Raw genomic sequence first — 15620 nt, 5'->3', positions numbered from 1 at the left:
AAAGGGGCGTGACACCGTTATTCTCCTGCGGACGTTCACGGAAACTTGCCCTTCTGGTCGGGTGGGTTGCCGGGCAGGGTCTGTCCGCGGTATCGCGCGGGCGGGGCTACACTAGTTACGCGCAAGACGGGGCAGGGTTGCACCCACCCCTGCAAGGCAGGCCCGCATGGCGCGAGAAAAGGAGAGAACGGGCATGGGCATGAACGCGACGGAGCTTGCGGATGACGCGGTTTTTTCCCTGGCCGCGGCAGACCCCGACCGCACGCTGTGCGCGCGTTTCCTGCCCGCGCCATGCCGGCCTGCTGCGTGGTGCGTGCTGGCTTTCCATAACGAAGTGGTGCGCGCCTTGGCTCCGGGGCGTTCGGGGGCGGTGGCCGGTCCCATGGCGGGGTATATCCGCCTGCAATGGTGGCGCGACGTGCTGGAAGGCACGCGCGGGCCCGAACACGAACTGGCCCCCCGGCTTCTGGCACTTGTCGAACAAAGGCGGGTTGCACGCCAGACGTTGCTCCGCCTCGTTGCCTCGGCAGAGGCCGAACTGGCCCACCGGGACGAGCCAGACCCCAGCATTGCCCAGTGGCGCGCCATGCTGCGCGATGGTGCCGGGGCGGTCCAGCGCGCCATGGGGGAAATACTGGGCGTGCAGGACAACAACATCCTGCTGCGGCTGGAGGCCTGCGGCATGGCGTATGGGGCCGGGGCCCTGCTGCGCCACGGTGCGGTGCTGGGGCGGGCGGGACGGTTCCTGTTCCCCGGCCCGGTGGAGGATTTGCGGCGCGAAGGGCAGCGCCTTTTGGCCGAACTGGCCGGGCCGGGTCTTGCCAGAAGCTGGCGGGCGGCGGCCCTGCCCGCCGTGCTGGCCCGGCGCGACCTTGCGCGCGGGGGCGAGCATGCCGGCCACCCACGCGGGGTGGGGGACCGGCTTGCCGTCATGCTGGCGGGCATGGGGCTGACCCGTCCGTTCTAAGCGGCCTGCCCCGCCGTCAGACCCTCCGGCCTGTTTTTGGGGGCTTAGGCGTCGTTGGCGACGATTTTTTCCATCACCCCGATCAGGGCGGAATAATCGGCATCGGGGGCGGCGCGACGTGTCAGGGAGAGTTGCTGTGTCACGGCGCCCATGGTGGGAACGGGAACGGCCAGCCGGGCCGCAGCATCCAGCAGCAGGCGCATGTCCTTCTGCATCAGCCGGGTGGGGAACTGGGATGAGAAATCCCCCGCCTTGGCCATGCGGATCTTGCGCTTGTGGTGGGGGGAAATCACGGCAAGTTCGTCCATGGCGTCGAACAGCATGGTGCGGTCCAGCCCTGCTGCCAGCCCGTAGGCAATACCTTCGGCCACAGCGGCCAGGCCCGCGCCCATAATACCGTTGACCACCAGTTTAAGCCGTGCGCCGCTGCCAGCCGGGCCCGCATGGATGGTCATGCGCCCGATCGCGTCGAACACGGGCTTGGCGCGGGCAATGGCATCGTCGGTGCCACCTGCCAGAACCAGCAGGTTCGCGCTTTCGGCTTCGGGCGTGCTGCCCGATACGGGGCAGTCGATCACGCAGATTTCCCTGGCGGCACCTGCGTCGAACAGGGCTTTCGTGGCCTCGGGCGAGACGGAGCTTGTGTTCAGCAGCAGCCCGCCCGCACTCATGCCCGCAAGCGCACCTTCGGCCCCGTACATGCTGGCCTCGAGCGCTTCATCATCAGGGACGCAGACCAGAACGATATCGGCCTTGCGCGCGACCTCGGCCGGGCTGGGCAGGAAAGGCGTGTCGCCATTTCCCCCCTTGCCCGAAGGGGTATAGGCCACGGCGGCAAAGCCTGCCTTGGCAAGGTTTTCGGCCATACGGCTGGCCATGGCGCCAAAACCGATAAATCCTATTGTTTGTTTGGATGACATGGTGCGCTAAGACTCCTGTATGGTTTAGGTTACTATAAAGCGATCAAGGCAGAAGTCTTCCCTCAGCCGCTATCCATCCCAGATATCGTGGGCAAGATCTCGTGGCGGGAGTACGAGCTGGATCTGCCAGCGCAGATTGCCGTTGGGCAAACGCCCAGGGGCGGGAAAGGCCGGGTCATGGAGCATCGCAATACTCAGGACCGCGCGCAGGCGGGGCGGCCGCGCAGGCGGTCACGATTTTCGCCCTTCATGCGCCAGCTTCTGTTCTACCTGCTGTTCATGGTGCCTGCCGTAACCGACGTAGCGGCTTTATGGCTGGGCTGGGCCGGGGCCATGTCCTGGCAGCAGACCTTGCATGAATTCGGGCGCTATGCATTCCGTTTCCTGCTGGCGTCCCTTCTGGTGTCCCCGCTGCGGCGTTTTTTCAAGCTGAACTTCATGGTCTATCGGCGGCCGTTGGGGCTGCTGGCGTTCAGCTACGCGCTATTGCACGTGGCCATCTATGTATGCGGTGCTGCGCGGCTGGACCTTATGCGGATCGTGCATGATTTCCTCACCCGTCCGTTCCTGATCTGTGGCGCGCTGGCCCTGTTGTGCATGATGACACTGGCCCTGACCTCCACCCGCACCGCGATCATGCAACTGGGGCGCAAATGGACCGAACTGCACCGCTTGGCCTATATGGCCATGGTGCTGGTCTGCCTGCACTACAGCCTTGCGTTCAAGACCTGGCGGATCGAACCCCTGTTATACGCAGCCTTCGCGCTGGCTGTCCTGGCCACGCGCCTGTTCAAGCCCGGACGGGGCGAACAGACAGGCGGCGATCCGACGGGGGCTGCACATGCAAGGGGTAAATCCGGGGGTAAAGCGGGGGGCGACAAGTCCAGCCGGGCGTAATGCTGTATGCCTTGCCCATCAGGACAGGACGGCACCCCACCCCACGGCGGAACACAGGGCTGCGGCGCGCGGGTTGGCATGGATGACGGACACCGCCTTGCCCCGGTCCTGTAACCGCGAGACGGTTTTGCCCAGCGTGTCGGCAGCGCTGATATCCCAGATATGGGCGTCGGCCAGGTCGATGATGACACTGGGGGCTGGGTCCTGAAAATCCACCGTGTCGGGCAGTACGCTGGCGGAGGCAAAAAACAGCTCGCCCCGCACGCGGTAGAGCCGTGTCAGCCCATCGGGGCTGGTCTCGGGTGTGACGCTCACCAGTTTCATGACCTGGAAGGAAAAGAACAGCCCGTTCAGCAGCACGCCGCAGGCCACACCGGCGGCAAGGTCATGGGTCGCCACCACCACCGCCACGGTAACCAGCATGACAATGGAAGACAGCCGGGGATGGCGTGCCAGATCCCGCAGCGACCCCCAGGAAAACGTGCTGACCGACACCATGATCATGATGGCGACCAGGGCCGCTACCGGCACGCGGGCGACAAAACGGTGCAGCACCACCAGCAGCAGCAGCAGGAACGCCCCGGCCGTAAAGGTGGAAAGCCGTCCCCGCCCGCCATAGCGCAGGTTGCCCACGGTCTGCCCGATCATCCCGCACCCGGCCATGCCACCGAACAGGCCGACCAGCATGTTCGAAATGCCCAGCCCCGTGCATTCCATGCGCTTGTTGCTGTGGGTGTCTGTCAGTTCGTCCACCACCGCAGCCGTCATGAGCGATTCCAGAAGCCCGACCATGGCCATGGCGAAGGCATAGGGCAGCACTACGCTGAACGTGGTCATATTCAGCGGCACATGGGGCAGGACCAGTTGCGGCAGGCCTTCGGGCAGGGGGCCGAGGTCGGCCACCACATGCACGGGCAGGTTCAGCGCCATGCTCAGCCCGGTCAGCACCAGAATGCACACAAGCGGGGATGGGATGGCCGTGGTCAGGCGGGGCAGCAGGTAGATAATGGCCAGCCCCACGCCGATCAGCGCGTAGGTGTGCCAGGTGACATGCAGCATCTGTGGCAGTTGGGCGGAAAAGATCAGAATGGCCAGGGCGTTGACAAAGCCCGTCTCCACCTCGCGCGAGACGAAACGCATTATGTTCTGCATGCGCAGCAGCCCGAACACGATCTGGATGAACCCGGCCAGCAATGTCGCCAGCAGCAGGTACTGGTAGCCATGGCTGTGCACCAGGTCGGCGGCCACAAGTGCTACGGAGCCCGCAGCCCCCGAAATCATGCCCGGCCTGCCCCCTGTTATGGCGATCGCGATGCTGATGACGAAGGACGCGAACAACCCCACCTGCGGCGCCACGCCCGCGGCGTAGGAAAAGGCGATCACCTCTGGAATAAGGGCGAAGGTGCCGACCATGCCGGCCAGGACATTGCGAACCGGCTCATCCGTCCATTCGCGAAGATACTGCTGAACTCTCACGCCGCTTCTTGTTTCCTGTGCTGGGGTAAAAAAAACGCTCTCCCCCCGAATAGACCGCGTGCGGATATGCGCAAAGGCCCTTTATGGGCGAGCATGGGCCGCGGCTGGTGCTGGGGCGGGGGAATTGTGCTGCACAGCCAAGCCCTTTATGCCATGGCTCATGGCTGTTTCTTCCAATCCTTCCCCCCTGATCTGGATTCTGGCCGGTGAGGCCAGCGGCGACGTTCTTGGCGCGCGGCTCATGCAGGCGCTGCGCGCGCGCGCGCCTGCCATCCGCTTTGCGGGGGTGGGTGGGGCACGCATGGCACAGCAGGGGCTGGACAGTCTTTTTCCCATGCGCGACCTGGCGGTCATGGGGCTGGTCGAGATCCTGCCCCGCCTGCGGCACCTTTCCCGCCGGCTGGATGAGGCCGTGGCCGATGTCGCAGCCCAAAAGCCCGATCTGGTCATAACCATAGACAGCCCGGGTTTTGCCCTGCGGCTGTTGAAAAAAATCAGCGGGCTTGGGGTGGCGCGCATGCATTACGTGGCCCCGCAGGTCTGGGCATGGCGGCAGAAAAGGGTGAAGGAATTTCCCGGCCTGTGGGACGAGCTTTTGTGCCTTCTACCCTTCGAGGAAGATTTTTTCAGCCGCCACGGGCTGAAAACCCGCTTCGTGGGCCACCCGGTCATTCAGTCCGGCGCGCGCGATGGGGACGCGGCGCGTTTTCGCGCCCGGCACAAGCTGGCGGACGGCGCGCGTATTCTCGTGCTCATGCCCGGCAGCCGCCGTTCGGAAGTGCCGCGCCTGCTCCCGGTTTTCGGGCAGATGCTGGCACGGCTTTCGGCCGTCATGCCCGACGTGGTGCCCGTGGTGCCGGTTTCCAGCGTGGTCGCCCCCGCCGTGGAACGCGCAACCCGCGACTGGCCCGTGCGCCCCATTGTGGTGACGGACCTTGCCGACAAGCACGATGCCTTTGCCGCCGCCGGTGCGGCTTTGACCAAATCGGGCACCTCCACGCTGGAACTGGCCTTGGCGGGCGTGCCCATGGCCGTGACCTACCGCGTCAATCCCGTGACCGCCTTTATCGCCCGGCGGCTGATCCGCGTGCCGTATGTGGCCATGGTGAACCTGCTTGCGGGCCGCGCCGTGGTGCCCGAACTGTTGCAGGAAAACTGCCGCCCCGACGTGCTGGCCCGCGCGGTCCGGACCCTGTTCGAAGACAGGGCCGCAGCCCAGGCCCAGAAGGACGCCTTCGCCAGCGTGCTGCGCGGACTGGAAGGGCCGGGGGGCGTGCTGCCGGCCGATGCCGCAGCCCAGGCGGTGCTGGACCTGCTGGCGCGCAAAGGGCAGGCGGCCTGAGCCAGCTTGTGGGCATACAAATATTCCGCAACTTTTCTAAAAGTTTCCGGGTATCGCCTTTTTTCAGAAAGGTGACATTGTCTGAAGCTTTTTGAAAAAAAGCTTCACCAAAAACTTTTATCTTTTTTATCGTCGGTTGTTTGAAACGGTTTCAGGCGTGGGAATGGTAGAGTTTTGCCGGGTCGATCAGCGGCTTGCTCAGCTCCGTCAGCCCTTCGGGCGTGAAGGCGCGGTAAAAGCAGTTGCGGCGGCCCGTATGGCAGGCCACCCCGATCTGGTCCACCTCCAGCAGCACGGCGTCTGAATCGCAGTCCAGCCGGGCCTGTATCAGATGCTGCACCTGGCCGGATGTCTCACCCTTGCGCCACAGCCCCTTGCGGCTGCGCGAATAATAGCACACGCGGCCGCTCTGCAAGGTCTCGCGCAGGGCCTCGGCGTTCATCCACGCAATCATCAGCACTTCGCCGGTATCATGCTGTTGGGCGATGGCCGCGATCAGCCCGGCGGCATCGTATCTGATGCCCTCCAGCATGGTGTCGAGCACGGCGGGGGCGGGGGCGGTGTAGGGCATGGTCATTCCGGTGGGCTGGTGGATTCCGGGGGTGCCTTGTCGGCGGGCTTGAGGGCTGGCGCCAGCCAGGCCGGCGGGCGGGCGGTCAGCGCATGGCCGTTGCATTGCAGGGGTTTCTCCGCTGCCTCCACCTTCAGCAGGGCAAGCCCCACATGATCGTGGGACGAGCGCAGCATGCCCACTTCCTGCCCGTCATGGGTGATGGGCGTGCCGGGTGCGGGCAGGGGGTGGCTGCTGGCAATAGGGACCATGCGGCGTTTGAGCAGCGTGCGGTAATGCATGCGTGCCGTGACCTCCTGCCCCAGAAAACAGCCCTTCTGCCACGAAATACCGCCCAGCAGGTCCATATTGGCCTCGGCTGGCAGGGTGCGCCCGGGCTCGCAATCCTGAACCCCGTCGGGCAGGCCGAGCAGGAGACGGTGCAGGTCGTAATCCAGTGCGCTTGCATTGGTTGGCGTATCGGGGGCGGGGTCGATCAGCCGCCAGCCCGCATCCTCTACCCGGGGGTCGCGGAAGCTGATGGCGTTTTCCAGAATCGCGCTGTCGGGATCGTTCCCCCACGCGGCATAGACGGACAGGCCGGTCAGTTCCAGTTGCACATCGGCCCGCAGGCGAAAGCGCAGCAGCAGCGTGCGCAACTGTTCCGCCTGACTTGCCGCGCAGTCCAGCAGCAGGCAGGTCTCATCCGGGTCGGCGGTGACAAAGAAATCGGCCTGCCAGCGGCCTTGCGGTGTCAGGCAGGCGGACCACGCCGCACGCCCCGGCTCCAGCGTGGCGATATCGGCCGTTACCAGCCCCTGGAGAAAACGGATACGGTCCGCACCGGCAAGCTTGAGAACGGCGCGGTTGCCAAGTGGCGCGACATGGGCCTTGGCGATGGGGGCCGGGGCGGACATAGGGGGTATCTCCCATAAAACAGGCGGTCAGTGGGAACTGGCGTGCAGCCTACATCCGCGCCGGGGGCTTGGCCAGTGGTGTGCCGCGCATGGCGTGCCCGCTCTCGTATCCGGGGCTTTCGCACAGCCATGGCAGGTGGCGGGCAGGGGTGAACACGCCTATGGGCCAGGTCAGGCAGTGGTGGGAACAATGGCTGCGCCCGTTACGGATAACCGCTGGCGGGGGCCGGGGGTTTCAGTGGCTCAGGGTTTCGAACACATCGCCCAGCGGGGCAAGGGCGCGGATATGCGTGCGGTGCCACAGCGCGTAGAACAGCAATGTCCACGCGGCGGCCCCGGCCCGTGTATCGTCCGCCGCCTTGAAGATATCGCGCACCCTTTCGGGCCGGGCGATTTCGGCAACGCAGTCCTGTCGCGCCACAAGCTCGCCCAGCCGCGCACCTTCCTGGGCGATCCATGCCCCTATGGGCACGCTGAACCCCTGTTTGGGGGCGAACGGGCGCGCGCTGGCGTTATGCCGTGCCAGCCATGCGCGCAAAAGCCACTTGCCCCTGCCCTGGCGTGTGCGCAGGTCGTCTGACAGATGGGCGGCCACCTGTGCCAGCGCAGGGTCCAGCAGCGGGGTACGACCTTCCACGCCATGGGCCATCAGGCAGCGGTCCAGCTTGACAAGCAGGTCATTGGGCAACCACTCGGCGGTGTCCACGGCTTGCAGGCGCGCAAGGGGCGTGGGGGCATTGTGGGCCGCCATTTCGGCCGTGGCAATGCCGTCGCGCCAATGGGTGGTCTGCGGCCCGTCCGGATCGCGCAGCACACCCAGCCCCTCGAACATGCCGCGCCGCCACATGCGTTTGCGCCCGCGCCACCACGGGCGGGCGGCGGCACGGTAGCGCCCGTAACCGCAGAACAGTTCATCCCCTCCTTCGCCCGAGAGAATGACCCTGACATCCTTCGCGGCCTCGCGCGCCAGCAGCCAGGTGGGAATAATGGCGTAATCCGCCACCGGGTCGTCCATGCAGGCGACGATCGCGGGCAGATTCTGCCACACCATGGCGCTGGTAATGCGCAATGTCCGGTGTTCGGCCCCCGCATGCCGGGCCAGATATTCGGCGGCCTCGGCCTCGTTGGCGGCGTTGCGGGCGTCGAACAGGGCGGTCCATGTCCGTAGGGGGGCCTTGCGCGGCAGGCGGGCCATGGCGCTCAGCAGGCATGCGCTGTCTATGCCGCCGGACAGGAACAGGCCAAACGGCACATCCGCGCGTTCATGGGCGCTCACACTATCCATCAGTGCCGCATCCAGCCTGTCCAGGGCTTCCGTCTCGGAAGTGATGAGGGCGGCAGGTTCCACGACCGGCAGAGCGGGCAGGCGCGTGCGCTCCATCATGCGGCCCTGGGCGATACGCAGGGTTTCCCCGGGCAGCAGGCGGCGAATGCCCGGGAAAATCGTGTCCCGTCCGGTGGTGAACTGTAATTGCAGCAGTTCCGTGCGCGCGGCAGGGGCCACCGCGCGCCGGGCCAGGCCCGCATGCAGCAGCACCCCGGCTTCGGATGCAAACGCAACACCGCCCGGTATGTCGGTATAGTAAAGCGGCTTGATCCCGAACGGATCGCGCGAGAGCAGGAGGTCCTGGCGGGTGGCGTCGTACAGGGCCATGGCGTACATGCCGCGCAGGTAGCGGGCATAATCCGCCCCATGGCGCGCCCACAGGACAAGGGCGGATTCGCAGTCGCTGCCGGTATGGAACGCCCCCGGCCCGATTTCGCTGCGGATCTGCGGGTCATTGTAGATCTCGCCATTGGCGATCAGCGTACCGCCCTGGCCGCACAGGGGCTGGTCCCCGCCCGCGATATCGATAATGGACAGGCGCGTATGCACCAGGTCGACCGGCCCCAGGCGGACCGTATGCGCACCGTCCGGCCCGCGATGGGCCAGCGCTTCGGCCATGGCTTGCAGGGTCGCGGGCGCGCAGGCCGGAGTGGATGGGGCATAGATCAGCCCGCCAATGCCGCACATGGGTTCAGCCCTCCACGGTTGCGAGGAAGTGGCGCCATGCGGCAAGGACCGGGGGTGCCGCAAAGGTGCTGTCGTAGTCCTGCCGTCCGGCGGTGGCGATCTGGTGCGCGCGGGCCGGGTTTTCAAGCAGTTCGGCAATGCCTGCCGCCAGGGCCTGTGCATCCTCCACTGGGGCGAGAAGACCGTTCTCCCCCGTGCGGATCAGTTCGGCCGGGCCATCGGCGGCAGCGGCTACAACGGGTTTTGTCGCGGAAAATCCCTCGATCACGACATTGCCAAGTGGTTCATGCCGTGACGGGCAGACAAGGATCGAACATGCGCGTATCAGCCCGCCGGGATTGTCCGCCCAGCCGGGCATGATCACGCGCGCGGCTACTCCTTCGCGCCGGGCCAGGGCTTCCAGCCCCGCGCGTTCGGGGCCTTCCCCCGCGATCACCAGCGGGATGGAGGGGATATGCCGCATGGCGCGGATCAGCACATCGAAGGCCTTGTTCTCATGCAGCCGCCCCAAAGCGAGCAGGAAGGGCGCACCATGGGGCACGCCCTTGGGCCATACGGCGGCCACCTGCGCCAGGTCCGTTGCAAAATTGGGCAGGTAATGCGCGCGGGCCGGATCCCAGCCCTGCCGGGCCATCCACTGCACCAGGCCACGGGTGTTGCCGATCAGGTGCGAACAGCGCCGATAGTACGACAGGTCGTAAAACCCGCCCAGACGGCCAGCAAGAATCCAATCCCCCTGCGGGGTGAAGCGCGCGGCACGGTTCATCCAGGCCACGGTCACACGTGGGCGAAAGGCCTTGAGTGCGCGGCGCAGGGCGGGGCCGGTGCGCAGGTCCAGCAGGCCGCCAAAGGGCAGTTCCAGCGGGCGCGTGCCCCCATCGCGCAGGCGCTGGCTGCGTGCTCCGTTGCGGCGGATGACAGGCAGGACATCCAGCCCCGTATGCGCCTGCGCGGTGCAGAGCCGTTCAAAGAACAGTTCCGCCCCACCCGCGGCAGAGCCGGCCATGACATGCGCGACTTTCAGCGCCCCGCATGCGGGGGTGGGGCTGCCGGGTGGTGCGGGCTGTGTCATGGGGTGGTGTCTTCCAGCAGGCTTAGCGCTGCATGGGCCACGGCATCGGGGGGCAGGCCGGTCATGGGGGCGGCACCTTCCGGGCCGGGGGCTGCGATCCAGCGCGCCCGGGGCCCGGCGGGCGCGTATTCCGATGCGCGTGAGGGGCCGAACAGCCCCAGCGTGGGAATGCCCGTGGCCGCCGCAAGATGCATGAGCCCGGAATCGTTGCCGATATAGAGCGCGCAACGGGCCAGCATGGCCGCGGTCTGGGTCAGGGTGAAACGCCCGCCCGCGTCAATGGCGTGGGGCAGGGCGTCCAGCACGGGCCGGGCCAGCCGGGCTTCCTGCGCGCCGGGGCCGTAGAAAATGGCCGGGCGGGCCTGCGGGTGGTGGCCCTGCAAGCTATGCCATAGCTGCGTGTAACGTTCGGCAGGCCATATCTTGCCTTCCCAGTTGGCGGTGGGGCCAAGGGCTATGATCGTCTGCCCGGCGGGTATAACATCTGCCGCGCCGTCGCGTTCGGCCTGGGTGATCCAGACCGTGGGCAGGGGGGCGGGGGCGAGGTTCAGCACAGCCGCCAGGTGGTCCGTGCGGCGGCCGGGGCGGCGGCCACCGCGCATGATGTGGCGCTGGCCCGAACGCAGGAAGAAGCTTGTGGCAGAGCCGCGCAGGTCCACGGTGATGTCCCATTTCCGGCCCGCGCAGGCCCGCCACAAATCCAGCCAGTGCAGGTCGAAGCGGCGCTTGTCCATGACAATGATGCGTTCGAGTCCCGGCACGTTGCGAAACAGTCCGGCCGCAACGGGCCCGCAGGCAATGGTCAGACGCGCATCCGGGTAACGCCGCACCAGCGAGGCAAGAATACCGGTTGAGAGCACGGCATCGCCCAAGCGTGTGGCCGTGATGAAAAGAATGCGCATTACCATGACTCTATAACGACATCGGGCGTGTTTTCCAAGCAACCCGCCAGGGACACCGCCCCTTTGCAACCCGCCTTCCTCCCGCTTTGCGGGCCACCCGCCAGCGTAGCTGCGGTGCGAACACATGGGGGATATGGACTTTTGCGCGGCCTGTGTCAGAACTTCTGGGCATGGCGGCCAGGGCTGGATGCAGGGCATGCGCTCGGGCCTGAAGGCAGGGACGCCCGCACCCCGCAAGGTGGGGAAAAACCGGCCGCCGGTCAGGAAAGGCCCGCCGCAGGGCATGAAAGGATAAAAATATGATGCGCAAAGGTTCGGTTGTCGTGGCGGCCCTGGCATTGGCGGGCAATGTGTCGCGCGGGGTGGTGCCCGCGTTGATGGTGCCTGCGTTGACGGTGTCGGGGCTGGTGGCTTCCGGTGCGGTGGTGGCGGGCCTGGAGCTGCCGGGCCTTGTCGCGCCCGCCAACGCCGCGGAGCGCGGCTGGAGCGCAACGGGCTGCGGGGATGAGCCGACGGCCCCCACGCTCGATGTTTCCACGGTGCAGCATTACAATGCCAGCGTGGATCAGGTGGATGCGTATGAGAAAGCCGCACGCACCTATAATGCCTGCGTGACCCGCGCGGCCCTGAAGGACGAGACCGCAATCAGTGACGAGGCGCGGCAGAAAATCGCCTATGTCCATGACAGCAGTGCCGCCATCCAGGCGCGCATCGCCTCCAACTTCACGCGGCTGACGACGGCGCTCAAGACCGCGGGGGCGAAGTTGCAGAAGGACACGCCCTGAGCCTGGCCTGAACGTGCTCTGAACGCGCCCTTGGGCCTTGGTCCCTGCTGACAGAATGCCGCCGGCAGGTGCGGCGTAGGGTGCCCGCCCGCAGCCCGCTGTGCCGGCAGGCGGGGGCATATGGTCGGTTTGCGGGGCGCATGCGGGGGCTTGCGTCCAAGTTGTGCCTTGTATGATGCGCCCGGCTGGGGCAGATAGCGAAAGACGGATCAGGCGGGGGCACCCGCAATACGCAGCAGGAACAGACCGGATCGTGGCAGAGGATCTTTTCAGGGAAGTCGACGATGAAATGAAGGCCGAGCGCCTGCGTGTCATGGCGCGGCGCTATGCCGGAGTGGCGGCGGGGCTCGTTCTCGTGGTTCTGGCGGGTGCCGGGGCATGGTCGTGGCGGGCGTCGCAGCACAAGGCGGCGGCCGTGGCCGCGACCGGCCAATATCTGACCGCCCTGCGCCAGACCGACAACCTGCCCGTCTACCAGCCTGGCCCCCCCGTGACACCGCTGAGCGGCAACGCCCAGACCGGGCTCCAGACCCTGACCCGCCTGGCATCGACCGGCCCCGAAGGCGTGGCGGTGCTGGCCCGCATGCAGGAAGCCGCCGTGCAGGCCACGCGTGGCGATCTGAAGGCCGCACTGGCCGCATGGGACGCGGTGCAGGGCAACGAAAAGGCCGATCCGGCCATGCGCGACCTGGCCATGCTGCTGTGGTGCCAGCAGCAGATCGACACCGGCGACATCGCGGTGCTGCGTTCGCGCCTGTCCGTGCTGGTGGGTAAGGGCAAGACATGGTACGGCCTGGCGACGGAAGCATTGGCCATGCTTGACGTGCGCGAAGGCCACCTTGAAGACGCCCGCAAGAAATTCGCCGCTCTTGTCATGGCGGCCGATGTGCCACCCGGCGTGCGCAACCGCGCGCAGGACATGACACAGGCCCTCGATCCGTCAGCAGGATAAAAGCATGAGCAGCAAGACAAATATCCCCGCCGAGCGGCGTTTCGGATTGACCCGCAGGAGCCTGGTGGCCGGTGGCGCGCTGGCCCCGATCCTTGCCGCCTGCGACGATGATGACGACAAAAGGCCGATCATGACCGGCCACCGCAAGGATGTCCTGTCATCGGGTGCCGGGCTGGAAGTGGATAAGGAAGACAAGACCCCCATCACCATTCCGGCCCCAATCACGGTGTCCGAATGGCCGGTGAACGGGCGCGTGCCCACCCATGTCGGGGCCAATTTTGCCTGGGGCGGGCTGCACCAGCGCTGGCGCAAGAGCATCGGGGCCGGTATTTCCGAACCCGACCTGCTGGCCTGGGCGGCCCTTGGTTCGCTGGGGCGCGGCATTATCCTGACACCGCCCGTCGTATCGGGCGGGCGCCTGTTCGCGGCGGATGCGCAGGGCGTGATCAGGGCGTTCGAATGGCCGGGCATGCGCCATTTGTGGACCTTCAACCCGCGGCCGCGGAAAATGCCGTCCTCCAACCTGGGCGGCGGCCTGGGCGTGGACGGCGACACGCTTTACGTGGTCGATGGTATTTCCCAGGCCCTGGCACTGGACGCCGCGACCGGCAAGGTCAAATGGCGCGTCGACCTGGGTACTCCCGGCCGTTCCGCCCCGACCATTGCCGATGGGCGCGTGTTTTTCGGCACGATCGACGAGCGGTTCTTCGCCCTTGATGCAGCAACCGGCCACCAGTTATGGAGCTATGCCGCGACATCGGTGGAAACCACCATTTTCGGCCAGCCCGCCCCGGCGGCCGCCAATGGCGTGGTGATCGCGGGCTTTGGCGGCGGTGACCTTGTCGCCTTCCGCGCCGAAAGTGGCGAGGTGGTGTGGAGCGTGATGCTCGGCAACGTGAACAGCCAGGCCAGCACGCTGAACCTGACCTGCGTGCGCGGGCTGCCGGTGATTGTCGGCAGCGTGATCTATGCCGTCAGCATGGCGCAGGTTCTTGCCGCGATCGATATCCGCACGGGCCGTCGGGTGTGGGAACGCTCGATCACCAGTCTGAACAACATCCTGTGCGTGGGGGACTGGCTGTTCGTGCTCTCGCTGGATGAACAGCTTGTCTGCGTGGACCGCCTGTCGGGCCATGTGCGCTGGATCACGCAGTTGCGCAAGTTCCGCCTGGTGCTGCCCATGAAGGATCTTGTAACCTGGATTGGCCCCGTCATGGCCGGGGGCAAGCTGGTCTGCCTGAGCACCCTGCCCGAAAACGGCATGGTCCGCCTGGACCCGGCAACGGGCGCCATTCTTTCGGTCGATGCCATGAACGGCGTGTCCTTCATGCCGCCCACGATCGTTGACAACCAGATGCTGGTTGTCACCAACGACGGATACATCAATTCTTATGGCTGATCGCTACAAGCCCATGCGGCCTGTCCCGCCTTTACCAACGGCGGATCTGCCTGTTGTTGTTATTGCCGGTCGCCCCAACGTGGGCAAATCCACCCTGTTCAACCGCCTTGTCGGGCGCAGGCAGGCGCTTGTGGCCGACACGCCCGGTGTCACGCGCGACCGCAAGGAAGGCGTTGCCCTGATCCGGGGCCGCTACGTGCGCCTGATCGATACGGCCGGGCTGGAAGAAGCCGCCCCCGACAGCCTGTTCGGCCGCATGCGGGCCTCGTCCGAAAGTGCGTTGCACGAAGCGGACCTGATCCTGTTCTGCATCGATGCGCGTTCGGGCATTACCCCGGCGGACGAGCATTTCGCCCAATGGATCCGCCGCCAGAACCGGCCGGTCCTGCTGCTGGCCAACAAGGCGGAAGGCCGCCAGGGCACGGCCTCGGCACTGGAAGCCTATGCGCTGGGCCTGGGTGAGCCGGTAGCCCTTTCCGCCGAGCACGGCGAAGGCGTGACCGACCTGATGTGGGAAATCGCCGAACGCCTGCCGCCCGAACATGCGAGCGAGGACAGTGCCGAAAACGCACCGGACACGGATGGGGACGAGGAGGATACGCGCCCGGCCGGCCCCCTGCGCGTGGCCATTGTGGGGCGGCCCAATGCGGGCAAGTCCACCCTGCTGAACACCCTGCTGGGTGAGGAACGGATGATTACCGGCCCGGAACCGGGGCTTACGCGCGATTCCATTGCCGTGACCCTGCGTGATGAGGACGGCGAGTTCGAAATCGTCGATACGGCCGGTTTGCGCAAGAAGGCGCGGATCGATGAAACGCTGGAGAAAATGTCTGTCTCCGCCTCCATCGAAGCACTGAAAATGGCCGAGGTGGCCGTGCTGGTGCTGGATGCGACCCTTGGCGTGCATGAGCAGGATCTCCAGATCGCCCGGCTGATCGAGCGCGAGGGCCGTGCCTGTGTCCTGGCCCTGAACAAGTGGGACGCGGTGGAAGACAGGACCGCCACCCGCAAGGCCATTCTGGACCGGCTGAGCATTTCGCTGGCCCAGATGCGCGGCGTGCCGGTCGTGACCTTTTCCGCCCTTACGGGCAGTGCCGTGCACAAGCTGCTGCCCGCCGTGCGCGAGGCGGCAGAGGTCTGGAACGCCCGCGTGCCCACGGGTGAGCTGAACCGCTGGTTCGAATCCATGCTCGAACGCCACCAGCCCCCGCTGGTGAACGGCAAGCGGCTCAAGCTGCGCTATATCACCCAGGTCAAGTCGCGGCCGCCCACATTCGTGATCTTCGGCACCCGTGCGGAACAACTCCCCGAGGATTACAAACGGTACCTGGTCAACGGCCTGCGCGACACGTTCGACCTGCCCGGTGTGCCGATCCGCCTGCAGACGCGTGGCACAAAAAATCCCTACGCGGAGTCCTGATCGGCGC

Annotated in this window: 14 protein-coding genes; 7 read left to right on the top strand and 7 right to left on the bottom strand. The window is 66.2% G+C overall.

Annotated elements, in window-relative coordinates; all coding sequences use genetic code 11:
* The first annotated feature begins 166 nt into the window (after positions 1-166).
* Entirely contained in the window at positions 167-967 is an 801-nt protein-coding gene (locus tag J2D77_RS12370) for a squalene/phytoene synthase family protein (RefSeq protein WP_207846623.1), read from the top strand.
* Between the two features lie 44 nt (positions 968-1011).
* Here J2D77_RS12370 and J2D77_RS12365 read toward each other — a convergent pair whose 3' ends face one another.
* A complete protein-coding gene (locus J2D77_RS12365) occupies positions 1012-1887 on the bottom strand; it encodes an NAD(P)-dependent oxidoreductase (protein WP_207846622.1) in 876 nt (291 codons plus the stop codon).
* A gap of 177 nt (positions 1888-2064) precedes the next feature.
* On the opposite strand from J2D77_RS12365, the gene J2D77_RS12360 reads away from it, so the two are divergent.
* The gene (locus J2D77_RS12360) at positions 2065-2784 is read left to right on the top strand and encodes a protein-methionine-sulfoxide reductase heme-binding subunit MsrQ (RefSeq protein WP_207846621.1); all 720 of its coding nucleotides are present in this window, start codon (positions 2065-2067) and stop codon (positions 2782-2784) included.
* Between the two features lie 18 nt (positions 2785-2802).
* Here J2D77_RS12360 and J2D77_RS12355 read toward each other — a convergent pair whose 3' ends face one another.
* On the bottom strand, positions 2803-4260 hold the full coding sequence (locus J2D77_RS12355) for a SulP family inorganic anion transporter (protein ID WP_207846620.1): 1458 nt from the start codon (positions 4258-4260) through the stop codon (positions 2803-2805).
* Between the two features lie 160 nt (positions 4261-4420).
* Between J2D77_RS12355 and lpxB the strand changes: the two genes are divergently transcribed.
* Positions 4421-5602, top strand: coding sequence for a lipid-A-disaccharide synthase (lpxB, locus tag J2D77_RS12350; protein WP_207846619.1), 1182 nt, complete (start codon positions 4421-4423; stop codon positions 5600-5602).
* Between the two features lie 151 nt (positions 5603-5753).
* Here lpxB and hisI read toward each other — a convergent pair whose 3' ends face one another.
* The 5 genes from hisI to J2D77_RS12325 all read right to left on the bottom strand — a co-directional run bounded on the left by hisI (position 5754) and on the right by J2D77_RS12325 (position 11057).
* Positions 5754-6173, bottom strand: coding sequence for a phosphoribosyl-AMP cyclohydrolase (hisI, locus tag J2D77_RS12345; protein WP_207846618.1), 420 nt, complete (start codon positions 6171-6173; stop codon positions 5754-5756).
* Between the two features lie 2 nt (positions 6174-6175).
* Positions 6176-7069 (bottom strand): CAF17-like 4Fe-4S cluster assembly/insertion protein YgfZ, encoded by an 894-nt coding sequence (ygfZ, locus tag J2D77_RS12340; protein ID WP_207846616.1) that lies wholly within the window; start codon positions 7067-7069, stop codon positions 6176-6178.
* 235 nt (positions 7070-7304) lie between these two features.
* Positions 7305-9083: an asparagine synthase (glutamine-hydrolyzing) gene (asnB, locus tag J2D77_RS12335; protein ID WP_207846614.1), complete on the bottom strand. Its 1779-nt coding sequence runs from the start codon at positions 9081-9083 to the stop codon at positions 7305-7307.
* 4 nt (positions 9084-9087) lie between these two features.
* Positions 9088-10155, bottom strand: a complete 1068-nt coding sequence (locus J2D77_RS12330) for a glycosyltransferase (RefSeq protein WP_230975763.1) — start codon at positions 10153-10155, stop codon at positions 9088-9090.
* Positions 10152-11057, bottom strand: coding sequence for a glycosyltransferase family 9 protein (locus J2D77_RS12325; protein ID WP_207846612.1), 906 nt, complete (start codon positions 11055-11057; stop codon positions 10152-10154). The genes J2D77_RS12330 and J2D77_RS12325 overlap by 4 nt, the downstream gene beginning before the upstream one ends.
* Positions 11058-11356: 299 nt before the next feature.
* Between J2D77_RS12325 and J2D77_RS12320 the strand changes: the two genes are divergently transcribed.
* The 4 genes from J2D77_RS12320 to der all read left to right on the top strand — a co-directional run bounded on the left by J2D77_RS12320 (position 11357) and on the right by der (position 15613).
* The gene (locus J2D77_RS12320; protein WP_230975762.1) at positions 11357-11842 is read left to right on the top strand and encodes a hypothetical protein; all 486 of its coding nucleotides are present in this window, start codon (positions 11357-11359) and stop codon (positions 11840-11842) included.
* 253 nt (positions 11843-12095) lie between these two features.
* On the top strand, positions 12096-12794 hold the full coding sequence (locus J2D77_RS12315; RefSeq protein WP_207846610.1) for a tetratricopeptide repeat protein: 699 nt from the start codon (positions 12096-12098) through the stop codon (positions 12792-12794).
* Positions 12795-12798: 4 nt separating this feature from the next.
* On the top strand, positions 12799-14193 hold the full coding sequence (locus J2D77_RS12310) for an outer membrane protein assembly factor BamB family protein (RefSeq protein WP_207846602.1): 1395 nt from the start codon (positions 12799-12801) through the stop codon (positions 14191-14193).
* Positions 14194-14206: 13 nt separating this feature from the next.
* On the top strand, positions 14207-15613 hold the full coding sequence (der, locus tag J2D77_RS12305; RefSeq protein WP_207846696.1) for a ribosome biogenesis GTPase Der: 1407 nt from the start codon (positions 14207-14209) through the stop codon (positions 15611-15613).
* Positions 15614-15620: the final 7 nt, after the last annotated feature.

This window comes from Acetobacter garciniae (assembly GCF_017377735.1).
Classification (GTDB): domain Bacteria; phylum Pseudomonadota; class Alphaproteobacteria; order Acetobacterales; family Acetobacteraceae; genus Acetobacter; species Acetobacter garciniae.
The sequence above is the reverse complement of the archived record's forward strand: the minus strand, read 5'-3'. Positions and strand labels throughout refer to the sequence as shown.

What these genes read in the sequence shown, in the direction of transcription:
- hisI (WP_207846618.1), bottom strand. Translation starts at nt 6,173, where the DNA reads ATGCCCTACACCGCCCCCGCCCCCGCCGTGCTCGACACCATGCTGGAG.
- J2D77_RS12330 (WP_230975763.1), bottom strand. Translation starts at nt 10,155, where the DNA reads ATGACACAGCCCGCACCACCCGGCAGCCCCACCCCCGCATGCGGGGCG.
- ygfZ (WP_207846616.1), bottom strand. Translation starts at nt 7,069, where the DNA reads ATGTCCGCCCCGGCCCCCATCGCCAAGGCCCATGTCGCGCCACTTGGC.
- der (WP_207846696.1), top strand. Translation starts at nt 14,207, where the DNA reads ATGCGGCCTGTCCCGCCTTTACCAACGGCGGATCTGCCTGTTGTTGTT.
- asnB (WP_207846614.1), bottom strand. Translation starts at nt 9,083, where the DNA reads ATGTGCGGCATTGGCGGGCTGATCTATGCCCCATCCACTCCGGCCTGC.
- J2D77_RS12320 (WP_230975762.1), top strand. Translation starts at nt 11,357, where the DNA reads ATGATGCGCAAAGGTTCGGTTGTCGTGGCGGCCCTGGCATTGGCGGGC.
- J2D77_RS12360 (WP_207846621.1), top strand. Translation starts at nt 2,065, where the DNA reads ATGGAGCATCGCAATACTCAGGACCGCGCGCAGGCGGGGCGGCCGCGC.
- J2D77_RS12310 (WP_207846602.1), top strand. Translation starts at nt 12,799, where the DNA reads ATGAGCAGCAAGACAAATATCCCCGCCGAGCGGCGTTTCGGATTGACC.
- J2D77_RS12365 (WP_207846622.1), bottom strand. Translation starts at nt 1,887, where the DNA reads ATGTCATCCAAACAAACAATAGGATTTATCGGTTTTGGCGCCATGGCC.
- lpxB (WP_207846619.1), top strand. Translation starts at nt 4,421, where the DNA reads ATGGCTGTTTCTTCCAATCCTTCCCCCCTGATCTGGATTCTGGCCGGT.
- J2D77_RS12325 (WP_207846612.1), bottom strand. Translation starts at nt 11,057, where the DNA reads ATGCGCATTCTTTTCATCACGGCCACACGCTTGGGCGATGCCGTGCTC.
- J2D77_RS12370 (WP_207846623.1), top strand. Translation starts at nt 167, where the DNA reads ATGGCGCGAGAAAAGGAGAGAACGGGCATGGGCATGAACGCGACGGAG.